Annotated in this window: 21 protein-coding genes; 11 read left to right on the top strand and 10 right to left on the bottom strand. The window is 69.3% G+C overall.

Going from position 1 to position 17850, the window contains the following annotated elements; genetic code table 11:
• Positions 1-155: 155 nt before the first annotated feature.
• The gene (locus tag FK531_RS21915) at positions 156-623 is read right to left on the bottom strand and encodes a MarR family winged helix-turn-helix transcriptional regulator (RefSeq protein WP_142103303.1); all 468 of its coding nucleotides are present in this window, start codon (positions 621-623) and stop codon (positions 156-158) included.
• A gap of 77 nt (positions 624-700) precedes the next feature.
• On the opposite strand from FK531_RS21915, the gene FK531_RS21910 reads away from it, so the two are divergent.
• Positions 701-1294, top strand: a complete 594-nt coding sequence (locus FK531_RS21910) for a TIGR03086 family metal-binding protein (RefSeq protein WP_142103302.1) — start codon at positions 701-703, stop codon at positions 1292-1294.
• A gap of 45 nt (positions 1295-1339) precedes the next feature.
• Here the strand turns inward: FK531_RS21910 and FK531_RS21905 are convergent, their stop codons facing one another.
• Both FK531_RS21905 and FK531_RS21900 read right to left on the bottom strand, forming a co-directional pair.
• A complete protein-coding gene (locus FK531_RS21905; RefSeq protein WP_142103301.1) occupies positions 1340-2848 on the bottom strand; it encodes a glycerol-3-phosphate dehydrogenase/oxidase in 1509 nt (502 codons plus the stop codon).
• A gap of 7 nt (positions 2849-2855) precedes the next feature.
• The gene (locus FK531_RS21900; RefSeq protein ID WP_142103299.1) at positions 2856-3473 is read right to left on the bottom strand and encodes a TetR/AcrR family transcriptional regulator; all 618 of its coding nucleotides are present in this window, start codon (positions 3471-3473) and stop codon (positions 2856-2858) included.
• Positions 3474-3559: 86 nt separating this feature from the next.
• Between FK531_RS21900 and FK531_RS21895 the strand changes: the two genes are divergently transcribed.
• Complete coding sequence (locus FK531_RS21895; protein WP_181763076.1) at positions 3560-5140, top strand: FAD-binding oxidoreductase; 1581 nt, start codon at positions 3560-3562, stop codon at positions 5138-5140.
• Positions 5137-6072, top strand: coding sequence for a diacylglycerol kinase (locus FK531_RS21890; protein ID WP_142103295.1), 936 nt, complete (start codon positions 5137-5139; stop codon positions 6070-6072). Before FK531_RS21895 ends, FK531_RS21890 begins: the two co-directional genes overlap by 4 nt.
• 7 nt (positions 6073-6079) lie before the next feature.
• On the opposite strand, the gene FK531_RS21885 is transcribed toward FK531_RS21890, so the two are convergent.
• Positions 6080-6781, bottom strand: a complete 702-nt coding sequence (locus tag FK531_RS21885; RefSeq protein WP_142103321.1) for a PIG-L deacetylase family protein — start codon at positions 6779-6781, stop codon at positions 6080-6082.
• Between the two features lie 75 nt (positions 6782-6856).
• Positions 6857-7030 (bottom strand): hypothetical protein, encoded by a 174-nt coding sequence (locus FK531_RS22525; RefSeq protein WP_181763074.1) that lies wholly within the window; start codon positions 7028-7030, stop codon positions 6857-6859.
• Positions 7031-7266: 236 nt separating this feature from the next.
• Between FK531_RS22525 and FK531_RS21880 the strand changes: the two genes are divergently transcribed.
• The 5 genes from FK531_RS21880 (at position 7267) to FK531_RS21860 (ending at position 12506) form a co-directional block, all read left to right on the top strand.
• On the top strand, positions 7267-7875 hold the full coding sequence (locus FK531_RS21880; RefSeq protein WP_246098319.1) for a biotin transporter BioY: 609 nt from the start codon (positions 7267-7269) through the stop codon (positions 7873-7875).
• Between the two features lie 9 nt (positions 7876-7884).
• Positions 7885-8565, top strand: a complete 681-nt coding sequence (locus FK531_RS21875) for an energy-coupling factor ABC transporter ATP-binding protein (RefSeq protein ID WP_142103292.1) — start codon at positions 7885-7887, stop codon at positions 8563-8565.
• A complete protein-coding gene (locus FK531_RS21870; protein ID WP_142103290.1) occupies positions 8562-9167 on the top strand; it encodes an energy-coupling factor transporter transmembrane component T family protein in 606 nt (201 codons plus the stop codon). The genes FK531_RS21875 and FK531_RS21870 overlap by 4 nt, the downstream gene beginning before the upstream one ends.
• 550 nt (positions 9168-9717) lie before the next feature.
• Complete coding sequence (locus FK531_RS21865) at positions 9718-10707, top strand: AurF N-oxygenase family protein (protein ID WP_142103288.1); 990 nt, start codon at positions 9718-9720, stop codon at positions 10705-10707.
• Positions 10708-10736: 29 nt separating this feature from the next.
• Positions 10737-12506 (top strand): FAD-dependent oxidoreductase, encoded by a 1770-nt coding sequence (locus tag FK531_RS21860; protein WP_142103286.1) that lies wholly within the window; start codon positions 10737-10739, stop codon positions 12504-12506.
• Positions 12507-12583: 77 nt separating this feature from the next.
• Here the strand turns inward: FK531_RS21860 and FK531_RS21855 are convergent, their stop codons facing one another.
• The 4 genes from FK531_RS21855 to pgsA all read right to left on the bottom strand — a co-directional run bounded on the left by FK531_RS21855 (position 12584) and on the right by pgsA (position 15256).
• Positions 12584-13432 (bottom strand): PspA/IM30 family protein, encoded by an 849-nt coding sequence (locus tag FK531_RS21855; RefSeq protein ID WP_142103284.1) that lies wholly within the window; start codon positions 13430-13432, stop codon positions 12584-12586.
• Positions 13433-13623: 191 nt separating this feature from the next.
• Positions 13624-14019: a helix-turn-helix domain-containing protein gene (locus FK531_RS21850; RefSeq protein ID WP_142103282.1), complete on the bottom strand. Its 396-nt coding sequence runs from the start codon at positions 14017-14019 to the stop codon at positions 13624-13626.
• 128 nt (positions 14020-14147) lie between these two features.
• On the bottom strand, positions 14148-14642 hold the full coding sequence (locus FK531_RS21845) for a CinA family protein (protein ID WP_142103280.1): 495 nt from the start codon (positions 14640-14642) through the stop codon (positions 14148-14150).
• A complete protein-coding gene (gene pgsA, locus FK531_RS21840) occupies positions 14639-15256 on the bottom strand; it encodes a CDP-diacylglycerol--glycerol-3-phosphate 3-phosphatidyltransferase (RefSeq protein ID WP_142103319.1) in 618 nt (205 codons plus the stop codon). The genes FK531_RS21845 and pgsA overlap by 4 nt, the downstream gene beginning before the upstream one ends.
• A gap of 123 nt (positions 15257-15379) precedes the next feature.
• On the opposite strand from pgsA, the gene FK531_RS21835 reads away from it, so the two are divergent.
• The 3 genes from FK531_RS21835 to FK531_RS21825 all read left to right on the top strand — a co-directional run bounded on the left by FK531_RS21835 (position 15380) and on the right by FK531_RS21825 (position 16757).
• A complete protein-coding gene (locus FK531_RS21835) occupies positions 15380-15904 on the top strand; it encodes an amino-acid N-acetyltransferase (RefSeq protein WP_142103279.1) in 525 nt (174 codons plus the stop codon).
• Between the two features lie 35 nt (positions 15905-15939).
• A complete protein-coding gene (locus FK531_RS21830; protein ID WP_142103278.1) occupies positions 15940-16224 on the top strand; it encodes a YciI family protein in 285 nt (94 codons plus the stop codon).
• Positions 16225-16466: 242 nt separating this feature from the next.
• Positions 16467-16757 (top strand): YciI family protein, encoded by a 291-nt coding sequence (locus tag FK531_RS21825; RefSeq protein ID WP_142103276.1) that lies wholly within the window; start codon positions 16467-16469, stop codon positions 16755-16757.
• Between the two features lie 15 nt (positions 16758-16772).
• Here the strand turns inward: FK531_RS21825 and FK531_RS21820 are convergent, their stop codons facing one another.
• On the bottom strand, positions 16773-17762 hold the full coding sequence (locus FK531_RS21820; protein WP_142103275.1) for a TerC family protein: 990 nt from the start codon (positions 17760-17762) through the stop codon (positions 16773-16775).
• Between the last annotated feature and the right edge of the window lie 88 nt (positions 17763-17850).

Raw genomic sequence — 17850 nt, 5'->3', positions numbered from 1 at the left:
TGTCCCCTTCGTTGATGTCGGTAGGGATCACGCTACGAGGGATAGCGGCCAGAAACGGTCCTCAATAGCCGGGGGGCCGCAAGTTGGTCGATTTGCCCCGGTTCTCGGCTCACCCATGCCGAGACGACTGACTCGCGAACGAGATCAGTCACGTCCTATCCCTCGACGGCCGCCTCGAACTCCTCGCGACCGAGCTCCGACAGCACCCGCAGCGACCGCAACAGCCCGCGCCGGTCTGCGGCGGGGAGCAGAGCGAGGACGCGCTCCTCGCGCTCGCGAATACCGTCCTGCGCCGCGGCGCGGACCCGACGGCCCTTCACCGTGAGTTTGAGCAGCCGCGCCCGACGATCCGAGGGATCGGGCGAGCGTTCGATCAGCCCCGACTCCTGCAGGTCGTCCAGCACCGCAATGATCCGCGTCTTGTCCGCTCCGATCGCCTCGGCCAGTGCGGACTGGGTTCGAACGGGCTCCGCCGCCAAGGCCGACAACACGACGTAACCCCACATGGTCAGGCCGTGCCGACGAAGAACCGGCAGCTCCGCGTCGGCCAGCGCACGGCCGAGCGGGACGACCATCGCGGCGAGGTCGGGACGGTCAGACCTCGAACTCAACGACTCCGTCATGCAGGCAAAGATACGTGATGGTCATGCAGGCAAAGATACGTGATGACATATCGTGTGCAGACGCATATCATCTGTATATGCGTACGATAACAGAGCTCGACAAGCTGGCAGTGCAGGCCGGTGTCGACGTGGTGCGGCAGATCGCCGAGGCCGACCTGCTGCGCCCGACACCGTGCGAGGGCTGGAACCTACGAGATCTGCTCGACCACATGACGGTGCAGCACAACGGTTTCGCGGCGGCCGCACGCGGTTCGGGCGGAGACCTCGCGGTGTGGCGAACCGGCACCGACAGGGTCGACCCGATCGGCGACTACACGGCCGCCGCCGACGCGGTGATCGCCGCGTTCGCCCCGGACGACATCCTCGAACGCGCCTTCACCCTGCCCGAGATCTCGCCGACGGGGTCGTTCCCAGGCTCCGTCGCGATCGGCTTCCACCTCGTCGACTACGTGGTGCACGGGTGGGACGTCGCCGCCACCCTCGGCCTGGCCTACGAGCCGGCACCGGAGGTCACCGCCGCAGCGATGCGGGTCGCCGAGCTGGTCCCGAACGGGCCCGAGCGCCTCGTGACCGGCGCCGCGTTCGCGCCCGCGCTGACCACCCCGGACGCGGAGGCGCCACTGCACCGCGTCCTCCGACTGCTCGGCCGGTCCCCCGACTGGACGGCCTGACCGGCACGACGATTGCCAGCCCGCCGCAACTCGCTGTGCGATGCGTCAGCGGCCACCCAGAGCGGCTTCGGCTGCGGGCCTTGCCCGTTCGCGATCCGCAGGCACCAACCCGATCCGGGTTCGGCGGTCCAGCAGGTCGTCGACGTCGAGCGCACCCTCGTGACTGACCGCGAAGGCGAACTCCGCACGGGTGACGTCGATGCCCTCGGCGACCGGCTCGAGGTCGCCGCACGCGGCCACCGCCGCCGACTCCGCGCCGTACCGGGCGACCAGCGACGCGGGCAGGTCGCGCGGCGCCGGACCGACCCCGACCAGCGGGAGGTGGTTGGTCGCGCACGGTCCGGCGGCGAGCCCGCCCGCCCGGACCGCCGCGTCGACGGCGTCCTGCGCCATCTTCCGATAAGTCGTCAGCTTGCCGCCGACCACGCTGATGACGCCGTTCGACGAGGTCAGCACCGCGTGGTTGCGCGACAGGTCGGCGGTGTCGCCGTCGCCGGTGTCGAGCAGCGGCCGCAGGCCCGAGTACGTGGCGAGCACGTCGTCACGGGTCAGCGCGCCGCCGAGTGCGGTGTTGACGGTGTCGAGCAGGAAGTCGATCTCGAAGTCGGCGGCCTGTGGCACATCCGGGATCTCACCGTCGATCGCCTCGTCCGTCAGGCCCAGGTACACCCGCCCCAACTGCGCGGGCAGCGCGAAGACGAAGCGGTTGGTCTCCCCCGGAATCGGCACCGTCAGCGCGGCGGTCGGGTTGCCGAGCGTCTGCGCCGACAGCACCAGGTGCGTGCCGCGGCTCGGCTTGAGCGCGATGTCGGGGTCCACCTGCCCCGCCCAGACCCCGGCCGCGTTGACCACCGTCCGAGCGTGCACCGTCAGTTCCTCGCCGGTGAGCTCGTCACGCAGCCGTGCCGAACCGCCGGTCACGTCGTACGCGCCGACCCGGGTCAGGATGCGAGCGCCATTGGCGGCCGCGGTGCGGGCGATCGCCACCACCAGCCGGGCGTCGTCCACCAGTTGGCCGTCGTAGGCCAGCAGTGCTCCGCGCAGACCGTCCCGCTGCACCGCCGGGGCCAGTGCGGCCGCCTCCCCCGCACCGATCCGTCGCGACCTCGGCAACACCCGCGACGGCGTACCCGCGGTGGCGCGCAGCACGTCGCCGGCGAGGAAACCCGCGCGCACCAACGACTTCTCGAAGAGCCCGACCGACGGCAGCAGCGGCACCAGCTGGGGCATCGCGCGCACCAGGTGCGGAGCCGTGCGGGTCATCAGGATGCCGCGCTCGACGGCACTCTCGCGGGCGATCCCCACATTCCCGGACGCCAGATAACGCAGTCCGCCGTGCGCGAGCTTCGAGCTCCACCGGCTGGTGCCGAACGCCAGGTCGCGACGCTCGACCAGGGCCACCTTCAACCCGCGGGTCGCGGCGTCGAGGGCCACCCCGACACCGGTGATGCCGCCGCCGATCACCAGCATGTCGAGCTCGGCGCCGTCGCCGAGCTCGGACAGTTCCCTGCTGCGGCGGTCGGCGTCGAGGGCCGACGGAGAATGCGTGTGCACGGTGCTCCTAGGTGTTTCGCGGCGTGAGGTAGGCGTCGACCGCGAGCGTGAGCTCGACGTTCAGCGCCTCGGCGGACAGCAGTTCGGCGACCATCCCGGCGGACTGCACCGCGGACTGCGCCATCAACAGCACCATGGTCGCGAGACCGGCGGCGTCGCCGCCGCGGATCGAGCCGTCGCGCTGGCCGATCCGGATGACGGGCGTCAGCGCCTCGATGATCGCCCGCTGGCTCGCACCGAGCCGATCGACGATGTAGGTGATGAGCAGTTCGGGGTCCGAGCGCAGGATCTTGACGAAGAGCGGGTGGGTGCGCACCGTCTCGGCGGCCCCCGCAACGCCGCGTACCAGCTCTTCCCGCGCGGGGCCCGCGCCGGACATCTGCGGCAACGCCAGCCGGATCTCCCTGGTCAGCAGGTCCGCGACCACTGCCTGGGTGTCGGGCCACCGCCGGTACACGGTGGGCCTGCTGACTCCTGCGCGACGGGCGATCTCGGCCAGGGTGGTGCGTCGCAGACCGAACTCGAGCACGCACGCGCGGGTCGCGTCGAGGATCTGGTCGTCGACGGTGCGAGGCGCGGCCGACGTCTCGGCATCAGCCGGCAAATCTGCGTTACGGATAGACATCGTGTGTAACACTGTAACGCATGACCGACTCAGCAGCCACGCGATCCGACGCACCCCTCGAACGCCCGGACACCGCGGCACCTGTCATGGAGTGGGATGCCTGGGGCGTCGGCGAGTTCCGCAAGCAGCTCTCTCCGCAGGTGCTCACCCTGCTCAGCGCAGCCCTCGGAGTCTCGGCCGAGCAGTCGCCGCCGCCGGCCGAATCCGCCGTCACGTTGCGCCCGACCACCCTCACCGACGACCACCGCTCCGGGATCGTCGCGATCGTCGGCGCCGACCACGTGCGCACCGACGACGCCACCAGGCTCCGCCACGCAGGCGGCAAGAGCACACCGGACCTGTTGCGCCGCAAGGACACCGAGGCCCAGGACGCCCCGGACGCGGTAGTCCTTCCCGGCTCCCACGACGAGGTCCTCGCGCTGCTGCGCTGGTGCGCGGCCGAGTCGGTCGCGGTGGTCCCGTTCGGCGGCGGCACCAGCGTGGTCGGCGGCGTGGACCCGGATCGCGGCGGCTTCGCCGAAGTGATCGCGCTCGACCTGCGCCGCCTCGACGCACTGGTCGGCCTCGACCCGGTGTCCGGAATCGCGGTGCTGCAGGCAGGAGTCACCGGCCCGCAGGCCGAGCAACTGCTCGGCGCGCACGGCTTCTCGCTCGGCCACTTCCCGCAGAGCTTCCAGTTCGCGACCATCGGCGGGTTCGCCGCGACCCGCTCGTCCGGGCAGGCCTCGGCCGGCTACGGCCGCTTCGACGACATGGTCCAGCGTGTCCGCGTGGCGACGCCCGCGGGCGAGCTCGACCTCGGGCGGGCCCCCGCCTCCGCCGCGGGCCCCGACCTGCGCGAACTGTTCGTCGGCTCCGAGGGCACCTTCGGGATCATCACGGAGGTCGCGGTCCGCGTGCATCCGACCCCCGAGACGACCGCGTACCAGGGCTGGTCGTTCCCCGACTTCGCGACCGGCGCCGCCGCGCTACGCACGGTCATCCAGACGGGCGCCACCCCGACCGTCATGCGACTGTCCGACGAGGCGGAGACTGGCCTCAACCTGGCCCTGGCCGGCGACATCGGCGGCAGCAGCCCGACCGCGGGCTGTCTGGCGATCACCACGTTCGAGGGCACGCAGGCGCACGCGAAGGCCCGCTACGACGAGGCCTTCGCACTGCTCACGGCGGCGGGCGGGACCGCGCTCGGCGAGCAGCCGGCCCGGGACTGGGAACACGGCCGCTTCGACGCCCCCTACCTGCGTGACGCGCTGCTCAACGCGGGCGCGATCGTCGAGACCCTCGAGACGGCGACCACGTGGTCGAACCTGTCCGCCCTCAAAGCCGCCGTCACCACCGCGTTGACGGAATCGCTGACCGCGCAGGGCACCCCGGCACTGGTCATGTGCCACATCTCGCACACCTACCCGACCGGCGCGTCGCTGTACTTCACGGTCGTGTGCGGGCAGGCCGCGGATCCGCTGGCGCAGTGGGCGGCGGCGAAGAAGGCCGCCGGCGACGCGATCGTGTCCGTCGGCGCCACCATCACCCACCATCACGCGGTCGGTCGCGACCACCGTCCGTGGATGGCCGCCGAGATCGGCGAGCTCGGCGGTCGGGTGCTGCGGGCGGTCAAGGACGCCGTCGACCCCACCGGAATCCTCAACCCTGGGAAGCTGATTCCGTGACGAGGTCTGTGACGGTACTGACGAATCCGCACGCCGGCGGCGGGCACCCGCACGAGGTCGCCGCGGCCGCGACGGCGCGGCTACGCGAACGCGGCCTCGAGATCACGTCGATCGAGGGTCGAAGTGCCTCGGACGCACTGCAACTCGCGCGCGACGCCGTCGCCGCAGGCACCGACGCACTCGTCGCGGTCGGCGGGGACGGCCTGATCAACATCGCCTGGCAGGCCCTCGCCGGCACCGGCGTGCCGCTCGGCATCATCCCGGGCGGCACCGGGAACGACCACGCCCGACTGTTCCACATCCCCGTCGACGACCCTGTCGCGGCGGCCGACGTCGTCGTCGACGGACAGGTCGCCGACATCGACCTCGGCCGGGTCACCCAAGGGTCGGCGGACGAACACTGGTTCGGCACGGTTCTCGCCAGCGGATTCGACTCGCTGGTCACCGACCGGGCGAACCGGATGCGGTGGCCGCGCGGTCCGATGCGTTACAACCTCGCGATGGTCGCGGAGCTCGCGAGCCTGCGAGCAATCCCCTACCGGATCACCCTCGACGACCGCACCCTCGAACTCGACGCGGCGATGGTCTCCGTCGGCAACGGCACCTCGTACGGGGGCGGCATGCTCATCGCGCCGTCGGCGAGCCTGACCGACGGACAGCTCGACGTGATCGTGGTGTCGCCGGGCAGCCGACTCAAGCTCGCCCGCCTGTTCCCGACCGTCTACAAGGGCACCCACGTCGACCTCGACGAGGTGCAGGTCTTCCGGTCCCGCCGGGTGCGACTGGAAGCCCCGGCCCCCGGTCGCTCCGCGGGCTCCGCTCCTGCCGGCATCACCGCCTACGCCGACGGCGAGCGGATCGCCCCGCTGCCGATCGACATCGAGGCCGTGCCGGGCGCGGGTCGGGTCATCGTGGGGGCGCCGGTCGGCTGACGAACACTCAGAACGAGTACAACTCGAAGCCGACCGCCCGATCGAACTCACCCTTGGGTCCGGTTGCCCGCTCGACCTGCGCAGCGGCCTGCTCCGCGACGGGGACCTCGCTCAACGCAGAGAGGTACTCCTTGTGCTCGGCCAGTGACGCGACCGCGACATCGACGGTGTCGCGGACGTCGACGGCGTGGGTCCACCCCGACATCACGTTGACCAGCGCCGTCCGCACCCCCGTCCACCGCGGCTCGGGCAGGTCCGGGAAGATCCACTCGTTCGCGGCGTCGGCGATGGCGTCGAGCGCCGCCTGACCCGCAGCCCGATGGTCGGCACTGTTGAGGTGGCCGCCACCGGCGATCGGGTGGTGATTCAGCGTGACCACGACCTCGGGTCGATGCCGTCGGATCGCCCCGGCCAGCGCCCTGCGCAGTTCGACGCCGTACTCGAGCCGACCGTCGGGAAGTCCGAGGAACTCGACCTCGCTCACGCCCACGCACGCCGCCGAACAGCGCTGCTCCTCTTCCCGCAGCGGACCGCACTCGGCCGGAGCCATCCCCTCGATACCCGCCTCACCGCTGGTGGCCAGCACGTACCGGACATCCTTGCCCTGCGCCGTCCAGCGGGCCACCGCGGCGGCGCAGCCGTACTCGATGTCGTCCGGGTGCGCGACGATCACGACGCCGCGCTGCCAGTTCTCTGGTACCGGCGCGATCTGTGTCGACTCCATGCGGTCAGCATGCCCCGAACTCGCCGCGCCCGAGCGGTGACACGTCAGAGCGGCGACGCGTCAGACCCTCGTGACGTCGTTGCTGTCGCTGCCCGACATCGCCTTGAACAACAGGTACAGCCCGAAGACCACCGCGCTGACCGCGAGAATCCAGAACAGCCCCTTGACCAGCACCCCGACCAGTGCCATCGCGACCCAGACCAGGGCCACCACTCCGATGATCTTCCAGAACACGTCAGTTCTCCATTCACTCCAGCGAACCGGCAATGGCGGCTCGATGCGTTCAACACTGGCACGCCGGCGGCCGGAAATCACCAGCTCAACGCCAAGATCAGGGAAAGATCAGGGTGATCCCCCAGGGCCGGTTGCGGGCGGGACCCTGCCCGGACCAGGGGCCGACCCACCGGCCTGACATAAGCTCGGGCGGTCCCCCGACGTGCAAGGAGCCGTGCCCCGCCGTGTCCACCCGTATTTCTGGCGCCCCGACCTTTTCCGCGCGCGACCTCGCGCAGGTCGCCGTGTTCGCCGCGCTGATCATCGCCCTCGGCCTGCCGGGCACCATCAACATCGGCACCTCCGGCGTCCCCATCACCTTGCAGACCCTCGGCGTGATGATCGCGGGCGCACTGCTCGGACCGCGCAAGGGTGTGCTCGCGGTGCTCACCGTCATCGCGCTCGGCCTGGCCCTGCCCGTGCTCGCGGGTGGGCGTACCTCGCTGACCTCACTGTCGAGCGCCACTGCGGGGTTCCTCATCGGCTGGATCCCGACCGTCGCGTTGATCGGCTGGTTGACGGTCAAGCTGCTGCCCCGCTACAACGTGATCGTCGGGACCGCCATCAACCTGCTCGGCGGGATCGTGGTGCTGTACGCGTTCGGCATCGCAGGCATGATGATCCGCGCCGACCTGACGTTCGCGAAGGCGTTGAGCCTGAACGTGACCTTCCTGCCCGGCGACGCGATCAAGGCGGTTGTCGCGGCCGCGGTCGCCGCCCAGGTGCACCGTGCCTATCCCGCGTTGCTCACCGGCCGGGCGGCGAGCCGCGCGACGGCGTCCACACCCGCTCCCGACGCCGCCTGACCGACCCGCATGAGCGAGATCCGTTTCGAGTCCGTCGCGCACCAGTACGGCGAGCGCGCGGTGCTCGACGGCGTCGACCTGTCGCTGACCGAGGCCCGGATCGGGATCGTCGGCGCGAACGGCAGCGGTAAGTCGACGCTGGCCCGGATGGTCAACGGGCTGGTACTGCCGAGCGCCGGCCGGGTCACGGTCGACGGCCTCGACACCGCCCGCGAGGGCCGCAAGGTGCGCCGCAAGGTCGGGTTCGTGTTCACCGACCCCGACCACCAGATCATCATGCCGACGGTCGCCGAGGACATTGCGTTCTCGCTGCGCCGCAGCGGGCTCTCCCCCGCAGAGCGGGACGCCAGGGTCGCCACGGTGCTCGAGACGTTCGGCCTCGCCGGCCACGCCGAGCATCCGACGCACCACCTCTCCGGCGGGCAGAAGCAGCTCCTCGCGATCGCCGCGATCATGGTCACCGAGCCCGAGGTGATCGTCGCCGACGAGCCGACGACGCTGCTGGACCTGCGTAACACCAAGCTCGTCGCGCGGACCCTCGCCGAGCTGCCGCAGCAGGTGATCGCGGTGACCCACCACCTCGACCTGCTCGCCGACTTCGACCGGGTGCTGGTCGTCGACTCCGGCGGCGTGGTCGCGGACGGCCTGCCCGGTGAGGCGATCGGCTTCTACCGCCGGCTCGTCGGATGACCACGCTCGGTCTCTACCACCCGGGGCGTTCACTCCTGCACCGCATGCCCGCCGGAGCGAAGCTGGCCGCGCTGGTGGCGGCGCTCGTGTGCCTCGCCGCCGCGGTCCGCGTGCCGTGGCAGCTCGTTCCGGCCGCCGCGCTGGTAGCGACCGGATACCTCGTCGCGCGGATCCCCGTGCGGCTCGCACTGCTGCAGCTGCGCCCGGTGCTGTGGATGCTCGTGTTCATCGGCCTGTTCCAGACGATCTTCACCGGCTGGCAGCGCGCGGTGGTGGTCTGCGGGGTGCTGCTGATCTCGGTGGCCCTCGCGGCGCTGGTCACCCTGACCACCCGTGTGCTGGACATGCTCGACGCGGTGCACCGGGCATTGGGTCCGCTGCGGCGATTCGGCGTGAACACAGACCGTGTCGGCCTGGTGTTGGCGATGACCATTCGTTGCATCCCACTTCTCAGCGGGCTGGTGGCGAGTGTGACCGAGGCCCGCAAGGCCCGTGGCCTGGGATTCTCGCTGCGCGCGCTGGCCGTCCCGGTGGTGATCGGAGCGCTACGCACGGCGGACGCGATGGGCGAGGCGCTGGCGGCGCGCGGAGTCGACGACTGAGGGCCCTCCCGCGGCCCCGACGCAGCGCCCGGTTCGACCGACTGCAGGACCGACAATGTTACTGCCTCGTTACCTCAGGTTACGGCCCGTGACCTTACTGTTGCTTTCAGGTAATGCCTTGCGCGACAGGGCAATTAGGCGTTGGAACTGCAGATTTCGTCGGGTAGACATACCTCAAGCGCCAACGAGGGCGTCACAGTGAAGCAACGCTTCCTCGACACTAGGAGTTCACATGGGTTCATCGGCAACGGAGCTCGGCCAGGTCGCCGCAGGCGCAACCTTGGTCGCGGCAGTCATCGGACTCGTCGGTGCCGGCGCGGGCGTGGCAGCACTCTTCCTCTAGGAAGTTCGACGCTTCACCGCTCACCAGCAGCACGGAAAGGCCCCGCGGCTCACCTCGACCGCGGGGCCTTCTCGTGCCGTCAGTCGGATGCGCCGCGCTTTCGTAGATTTATCTGGAACTCGCCGTTACACTCACACGAGACCATCGCCGGGTTGCCGAACTCGAACCTCGGCGACCGGGAGACGTAGCAGCGACACGGGAGACGCGATGACCCTCACGACCAGCACACCCACCGACACGGATCGGGCGCGGTACGAGGAATCCTTGACGATGCTGTCGGACGCATCTGTGCACAAGCACTTCGACCCCTTCGAGGACATCGACTGGGACGCTCCCGAGTTCGCGGTCACCCCGAACGACCCCCGGTGGATCCTCCAGAAGGAGAGCGATCCGCTCGGCAGCCACCCCTGGTACCAGGCGCTGCCACAGGAAAAGCAGATCGAGATCGGCATGTGGCGTCAGGCCAACGTCGCCAAGGTCGGACTGCAGTTCGAGAACATCCTCATCCGGGGGATGATGCAGTACGTCTTCTTCCTCGAGAACGGCTCCGCCGAGGCCCGGTACTGCACTCACGAGACCATCGAGGAGTGCAACCACACCCTCATGTTCCAGGAGATGGTCAACCGCATCGGCAAGGACACCCCCGGGATGGGTCGGCTGATGCGCTTCGTCTCGCCGTTCCTCCCCCTTGCCGGTTCGTCACTGCCGGTCATCTTCTTCATGGGCGTGCTCGCCGGCGAGGAGCCGATCGACCACATCCAGAAGGCGGTGCTGCGCGAGAACGGCGTCATCCATCCGATCATGAAGGGCGTCATGGCGATTCACGTCGCCGAGGAAGCCCGGCACATCTCGTTCGCGCACCAGTTCCTGCGCCGCCGCGTCCCGGCGATGTCCAAGGTCGGACGATTCTTCGCCTCGCTGGCGATGCCGATCATCATGCGAATCCTGTGCGACGTCATCGTGATCCCGCCGAAGCAGTTCTGGCGTGAGTTCGACATCCCCAAGCAGGTCAGGAAGGACCTCTTCTGGGGCACCCCGGAGGCCCGCGAGACCCTGCGCGACTACTTCGCCGACGTGCGCATGCTGGCCACCGACAGCGGACTGATGAACCCGGCATCGCGCCGGGTGTGGAAGGCGCTGAAGATCGACGGCGACGTCTCGCGGTACCGCAGCGAACCCGCCCGCCGCGCGGCCTGACCTAACGCCCGAGATCGGAACCCACCGCCATGCCCCACGTCGTCACCCAGTCCTGTTGCAGCGACGCGTCCTGCGTGTACGCGTGCCCGGTCAACTGCATTCACCCGACGCCCGACGAGCCCGACTTCCTGACCGCCGAGATGCTGCACATCGACCCGGCGGCGTGCGTCGACTGTGGGGCGTGCGTCTCTGCGTGCCCGGTCGACGCGATCGTCCCGCACACGAAGCTCGAGCAGTCCCAACAGGTGTTCCTGTCGATCAACGCGGACTTCTACAAGCAGGAGCGGCCACGGCCGACGCTGGCACCGGTCATCGCCGCAGCCGCCGTCAGCCGCGACCGTGAGCCCCTGCGGGTCGCGATCGTGGGGTCCGGTCCGGCTGCGATGTACGCCGCCGACGAACTGCTCACCCAGCCGGGCGTCGAGGTAAACGTCTTCGACCGGCTTCCGGTGCCGCACGGGCTGGTTCGCGCCGGTGTCGCGCCCGACCACCAGAAGACCAAGCAGGTCGCGCGACTCTACGACACGATGGCGGCACAGCCGGGCTTCGAGTACTACCTGGGTGTCGAGATCGGCACGCACGTCACGCACGACGAGTTGCTCGCGCATCACCACGCGGTGATCTACGCGGTAGGCGCGTCGTCCGACCGCAAGCTCGAGGTGCCCGGAGCGGACCTGCCCGGAATGGCGTCCGCCACCGAGTTCGTCGCCTGGTACAACGGTCATCCCGACCATGCCCACCACGACTTCGACCTGTCCCACGAGCGGGCGGTGATCGTCGGCAACGGCAACGTCGCCCTCGACGTCGCACGAATCCTCACCGCCAACCCCGACCGGCTCGCGGGCACCGACATCGCACGGCCCGCGTTGGAAGCGTTGCGGCGCAGCCGGATCGAGGAGGTCGTGCTGGTCGCGCGTCGCGGAATCGCCCAGTCCGCGTTCACGGTCCCGGAGTTCGCCGCACTGCTGGCGACCGCGGACGCCGACGTGCTTGTCGACGCGGCCGAGACGACACTCGACGCCGAGACCGCACGACTGGCCGAGGAAGGCGCGCTCCCGCACGCAGTGGAGCAGAAGCTACGACTGCTCGGCTCCCTGCGCGAGCGCACGACCGGGTTCCCGGTCGCTCCGCAGGCTCCGCTCGGCGCCCGCCGGCGAATCACGTTGCGCTACCTGCAGTCCCCCACCCGGATCCTCGGCGAGGACGCCGTTACCGGGATCGAACTGGTCCGCAACTCGCTGGTGGTCGGGTCCGACGGCCGGGTGCGCGTCGAGCCGACCGAGGACCTCGAACTGCTGGACGCCGGCCTGGTGCTCACCTCGATCGGCTACCGCGGGGTGCCGATCGACGGTGTGCCCTTCGACCACGAGGCGGGCGTGCTCCCGAACGAGGACGGTCGGGTGCTCGACGGGGTCGGCGGCGCCGTGCTGCCGGGCACCTACGCGACCGGATGGATCAAGCGCGGCCCGTCAGGCTTCATCGGCACCAACAAGTCGTGCGCCCAGCAGACGGTGCGCGCCCTCGTCGACGACTTCAACGCCGGACGGCTGCGCGAACCGCGGTCGGCCGCACCGGCACTGGTGGATCTGGTCCGCTCGCGTCAGCCTGCCGTGATCGACCGGGCGGGCTGGCAGGCGATCGACCGCGCGGAACTCGAGCGGGGCGCCGCGGGGGCCCGGGTGCGGGAGAAGATCGTCGACCCTGACGAGTTGGCGGCGATCGCCGCGTCCGCGCGTGGCCGGGAAACCGGTGCACGCCGGAAGGATTCGCGGACCCTGCTGCGCTCGCGCCGCCGCTGACCGCAGGCGGGTACGAGAAACGGCCGGTCGGACACCATCTGAGGTGTCCGACCGGCCGTTTCTCGTCGCGCTGGATGCTACTGGGCCGCGGGACCGGCTCCGTCCGAATTCTGCGCCGCCGGAGTGGCGGGGGCAGCCGGGGTGGCGGGGGCCACGGCGGGCGTCGCCGGTGCGGCGGCAGTGCCGCCCGCGGGCAGCGCGTCGCCCTTCATCGAAGCCCGGATCTGCTCGAGGCGGCTGTGGCCCGCCATCTGCACGCTGGCCTGCTGGACCTCCATCATCCGACCCTGCACCGAGTTCTGGGCCAACTCGGCCGAACCGAGCGCATCCGCGTAACGGCGCTCGATCTTGTCGCGCACCGCGTCGAGGCTCGGCGTGTTGCCGGGCGCCTGCAGGGTGCTGTCCATCGAGCGCAGCGAGTCGCTGACCCGCTCCTGCATCTTGGCCTGCTCGAGCTGGCTGAGCAGCTTGGTGCGCTCGGCGACCTTGGCCTGCAGGGCCATCGCGTTCTGCTCCACGGCCTTCTTCGCCTGCGCGGCAGCCTGCAGCGACTGGTCGTGCAGACCCTTGAGGTCCTCGACGCTCTGCTCTGCCGTCACGAGCTGCGCGGCGAAGGCCTCCGCGGCGTTCGTGTACTGCACTGCCTTCTCGTTGTCGCCGGCGGCCGCGGCCTGATCGGCGAGAGTGACGGCCTGCCGGGCGTTCGCGTTGAGCTTCTCCACCTCGTCCAGCTGACGGCTCAGCTTCATCTCCAGCTGGCGCTGGTTGCCGATGACCGATGCGGCCTGCTGCGAAAGTGCCTGATGCTGGCGCTGCGCGTCCTCGATTGCCTGCTGAATCTGAACCTTCGGGTCCGCCTTCTCGTCGATCTTCGAGTTGAAGAGCGCCATCAGGTACTTCCAGCCCTTGACGAACGGATTAGCCATGGGTTGATCCTGCCTCCAATTGATGCGCCGCGTCGTACGCGACCCGATGCGCGACCGTCACGCACCGAACAAGGGCACTGCCCCTACCTGCTTGTTCGGATCCACCGGACGAGACCTGGTGGTCACTGTCGAATCTACCGTGGTGACACTTCCGAAGGGGATAGCTACCGGCCGTGCGTCGCGCCCGCGGACTACGCGGCTGCCAAGGCCCGCGCCGGCGCCGGAATCACCATCCGGGTGTCGCCGGCGATCCGAGTCGACCCGTCGCGAACCGACGCGGCCGGAGTCGACGAAGACTCGGCGCCGACGGCCTCACGCTGGTCGGAGACCCGCTCCGTCGTCGTTGTGGCCACACCGTCCGAGAGTGTCTCGCTGACGTCGAAGAGCACGTCCGACAGTGGAACCTCGAGGGCGTCGCAAATGGCGGCCAGCAGTTCGCTGGACGCCTCCTTGCGACCACGTTCCACCTCGGAGAGGTAGCCAAGGCTGACCCGGGCGGAACTCGAGACCTCGCGCAGGGTTCGGCTCTGCGCGACCCTCGTGCGCCGCAGACTGTCACCGATCGCTTCTCGCAACAACACCGTCATCTGGCACCTCCTTCATCTGCACCCGACTGCTCATTCAACGCGCCACCGTTACCGAATGGTTCCCGATTCCGGCAGCGAAACTTGCGTGGCAACAAGCACCGCAACGCATCGACGGACCGAGCCTATCCCTACGTCGATCCGAGGACGCGCGCGAGGAGCGTCGACACGGCCGTCCGGACCGCGGCGGACCGGATCGCCCAGCGGTCGCCGCGCAGGTCGAGATCGCTGATGTGGACCCCGTCCGGACCCGCGATCCCGAGGAAAACCGTCCCCACCGGCCGCCCGTCCTGCTGGTCCGGGCCGGCGACGCCGGTCAATCCGACGCCCCAGTCCGCCCCGCACCGGTGCGCCGCGCCGAGGGCAAGCTCGCGGGCGGTGCTCGCAGCGACGGGACCGTCACCGTCCAGCACCCGCTGGTCCACCCCGGCCAACGCGGCCTTGAGATCTGTCGCGTAGACGACCAGTCCCCCGCGCAACACGAGGCTGGCACCGGGCACCCCTGCGATCGTGGCGGCGAACAGTCCCGCAGTCAGCGACTCGGCTGTCGCGACGGTCTGCCCCCGTGCCGTGAGCGCAGCCACCAGGGCGGCGGCGTCGGTGCCGTCGGTCAGCGGATCGGTCACGAGGACAGCGGGTTCGCGTGTGCGCCCGCCCGTGGCCGGATGGCCTGCACCAGGTAGTCGATGCCGGTGGCGACAGTGAGCAGCACCGCCGACCCCATCACGATCGCACTCGCGGTCGACCAGCTGTCGGGCAGCGGCAGCAGGTACATGCCGATCGCGAACGACTGGACCAGAGTCTTGAGCTTGCCGCCGCGGCTGGCCGGAATCACCCCGTGCCGCAGCACCGCGAAGCGCAGCAGGGTGATGCCGAGCTCGCGGAACGCGATGATGCCCGTCACCCACCAGCTGAGGTCGCCGAGGACCGACAGTCCGACGAGCGCGGCACCGATCAGCGCCTTGTCCGCGATCGGGTCGGCGAGCTTGCCGAAATCGGTGACCAAGCCGTACTTGCGCGCCAGCTGGCCGTCGATCCGGTCTGTCACGGCGGCGACCGCGAACACGACCGTCGCGCCGATCCGCCAGCCGGTGCTGTGACCGCCGTCGACGAACAGGACCACCAGGAACACCGGGACGAGCACGATCCGCAGGATCGTCAGGACGTTCGCGATGTTGAGCACCGGAACCGGTCGCTCCTGGCCGACGGATTCTGCGGCGCGGTCAGCGTCGGCCACCACGGACCCGTCGACGTCCCGCGACTGGGCGCTCAACCGAGCACCACCGAGTCGGGGTGGGGGGAAGCGAATCGGACCGGCACACGGCCAAGAATATCGGTAAACCGCACGACTACTGTGCACCCCATGACTTCTGGCCCCCTCGGATCCGATCAGGACGCACCGACCGTGCGTCGCGCCCGCACCTCCGACGTCCCGGAGATCAAGCGCCTGATCGACATCTACGCCGGCCGCATCCTGCTCGAGAAGAACCTCGTGACGCTCTACGAGGCCGTCCAGGAGTTCTGGGTCGCCGAACACGACGGCGAGGTGATCGGTTGCGGCGCACTGCATGTGCTGTGGGCGGACCTCGGCGAGATCCGCACGGTCGCGGTCGATCCGAAGGTCAAGGGTCGCGGCGCAGGGCACCTGGTAGTCGCGCAGTTGATCCAGGTGGCCCGCGAGCTCGAACTCGACCGAGTGTTCGTGCTCACCTTCGAGGTCGACTTCTTCACCCGGCACGGCTTCGCGGAAATCGAGGGCACTCCGGTGACCGCGGAGGTGTACGCCGAGATGTGCCGGTCGTACGACACCGGTGTCGCCGAGTTCCTCGACCTCAGCTACGTCAAGCCCAACACCCTCGGCAACAGTCGCATGCTGCTGACACTCTGATCGCTCACCCAATCCCGAGAGAAAGCGAACCACCCGTGCCCGTCATCGCAGTCGAATACTTCTATACCACCGCAACCGCGGCGGCCCGCGACGAGGTCCGTCCCGATCACCGCGAATGGTTGGCAGGCCTCGTCGAGCGAGGTGTCGTGCTGAGCAGCGGCCCGTATACCGACGGTAGCGGTGCACTCATCCTGGTGTCCGCCGCCGACGTCGATGCCGCCCGGTCGCTGTTCGAAGCCGACCCGTTCGCCAAGGCCGGCCTCGTCGACTCCGCCCGCTTCACCGAGTGGACGCCGGTGATGGGCACGTTCGTCTCCTGAGCACCCGAGTCGACAGGGCCGGTCGGGTTCGACCGGCCCTGTCGTTCGTCTGATCGACACCGGCACGGGCGGAGTTGCTGATTCGCCCGTACCGAGCGGACTGAAGGAATACTCTCGGCACGCCGTCGCACGGTGGCATTTCGTACCGCTCGGTCTGCGTCATGGCGACCGAGCAGTCGGGGTCCACGGTGCCTGGGCCACGCGTTCCACGTTCATACCGCAGCAGAAAACCGGGGGGTCTCATGCCATTCATTGCCGTGGAGTACGTCTATCGCGACGGTTCGGTTCCCGACCGTGACCTGCACCGTCCGGCGCACTTGGCCTGGCTGTCCGAGTTGGTCAACCAGCGGCACGTCCTGACCGCCGGTCCCTACCTGGACGACAGCGGCGCCCTTCTCCTCCTCGATGCTCCCAACGCAGAGGCCGCCGCGAAGCTCCTCTCGGACGACCCGTTCACCCACGCCGGAATCGTGGTCGAGGCCCGGTACACCGAGTGGAACCCGGTCATCGGGACCTTCACCGGCCCCCTCTGACGCGCCCGGGGCCGGTCAGGCTGCGGCCTTGGTCGCGTCGCCGCGGGTCTTGAGCAGGCTCGCGACCGTGGTGACGACCAGGACACCGAGGATCACCAGGAGCGAGACACCGGTCGAGATCTCCGGCACGGTGACGTGTTCGCCGCCGTTGACGAACGGCAGGGTGTTCTCGTGCAGCGCGTGCAGCACCAACTTCACGCCGATGAACGCCAGGATAATCGAGAGTCCGTAGGACAGGTAGACCAGACGCTCGAGCAGTCCGCCGATCAGGAAGTACAGCTGCCGCAGACCCATCAGCGCGAAGGCATTGGCCGTGAAGACGATGTACGCCTCGCTGGTCAGGCCGTAGATCGCAGGGATCGAGTCCAGCGCGAACAGCACGTCGGTGAACCCGATCGCGACAAGCGCCAGCAGCAGCGGCGTGACGACCTTCTTGCCGTCGATCCGGGTGACCAGCTTGTCGCCGTCGAACTCGTCGGTGGTCGGCAGGATCCGCTTGGCCATCCGGATGATCCTGCTCTCGCGTTCCTCCTCGATCTCGGCCTCGTGACCGTGGTCCTTGACCAGCTTGATCGCGGTGTAGACCAGGAAGAAGCCGAACAGGTAGAACACCCAGCTGTAGGCATTGATTGCGGCGGCGCCGACCGCGATGAAGATCCCGCGCATCACCAGAGCCATCACGATGCCGATGAGCAGCACCTTCTGCTGATACTCGCGCGGGACCGCGAACGTCGACATGATGATGACGAAGACGAACAGGTTGTCCACCGAGAGAGCCTTCTCGGTGACGTAGCCGGCGAAGTACTCACCGCCGTGACCGCTACCCCAGGCCCACATCACGACCAACCCGAACAGCAGGGCGATGCCGATGTAGACGGCGGACCAGAACGCCGATTCGCGGAAGGTCGGGGCGTGGGGGGTGCGCACGTGCGCGAAGAAATCGAAGACGAACAGGCCGAGAATCACCAGACAGGTGATGATCCAGACCAGCGGGGAAACGTGCATGAACTACAGACCTCCGGTTGCCGATGACAAGGCACCGGAGGTCTCTCCCGCCGGCGCGAACACCGACCGACAGTCCCGGAGCGGCAAC

Origin of the sequence: Rhodococcus spelaei, from assembly GCF_006704125.1 — a bacterium.
In the GTDB taxonomy this organism is placed as follows: domain Bacteria; phylum Actinomycetota; class Actinomycetes; order Mycobacteriales; family Mycobacteriaceae; genus Rhodococcus_G; species Rhodococcus_G spelaei.
Note: the sequence above shows the minus strand (reverse complement) of the source record. Positions and strands in the feature narration are given on the sequence as shown.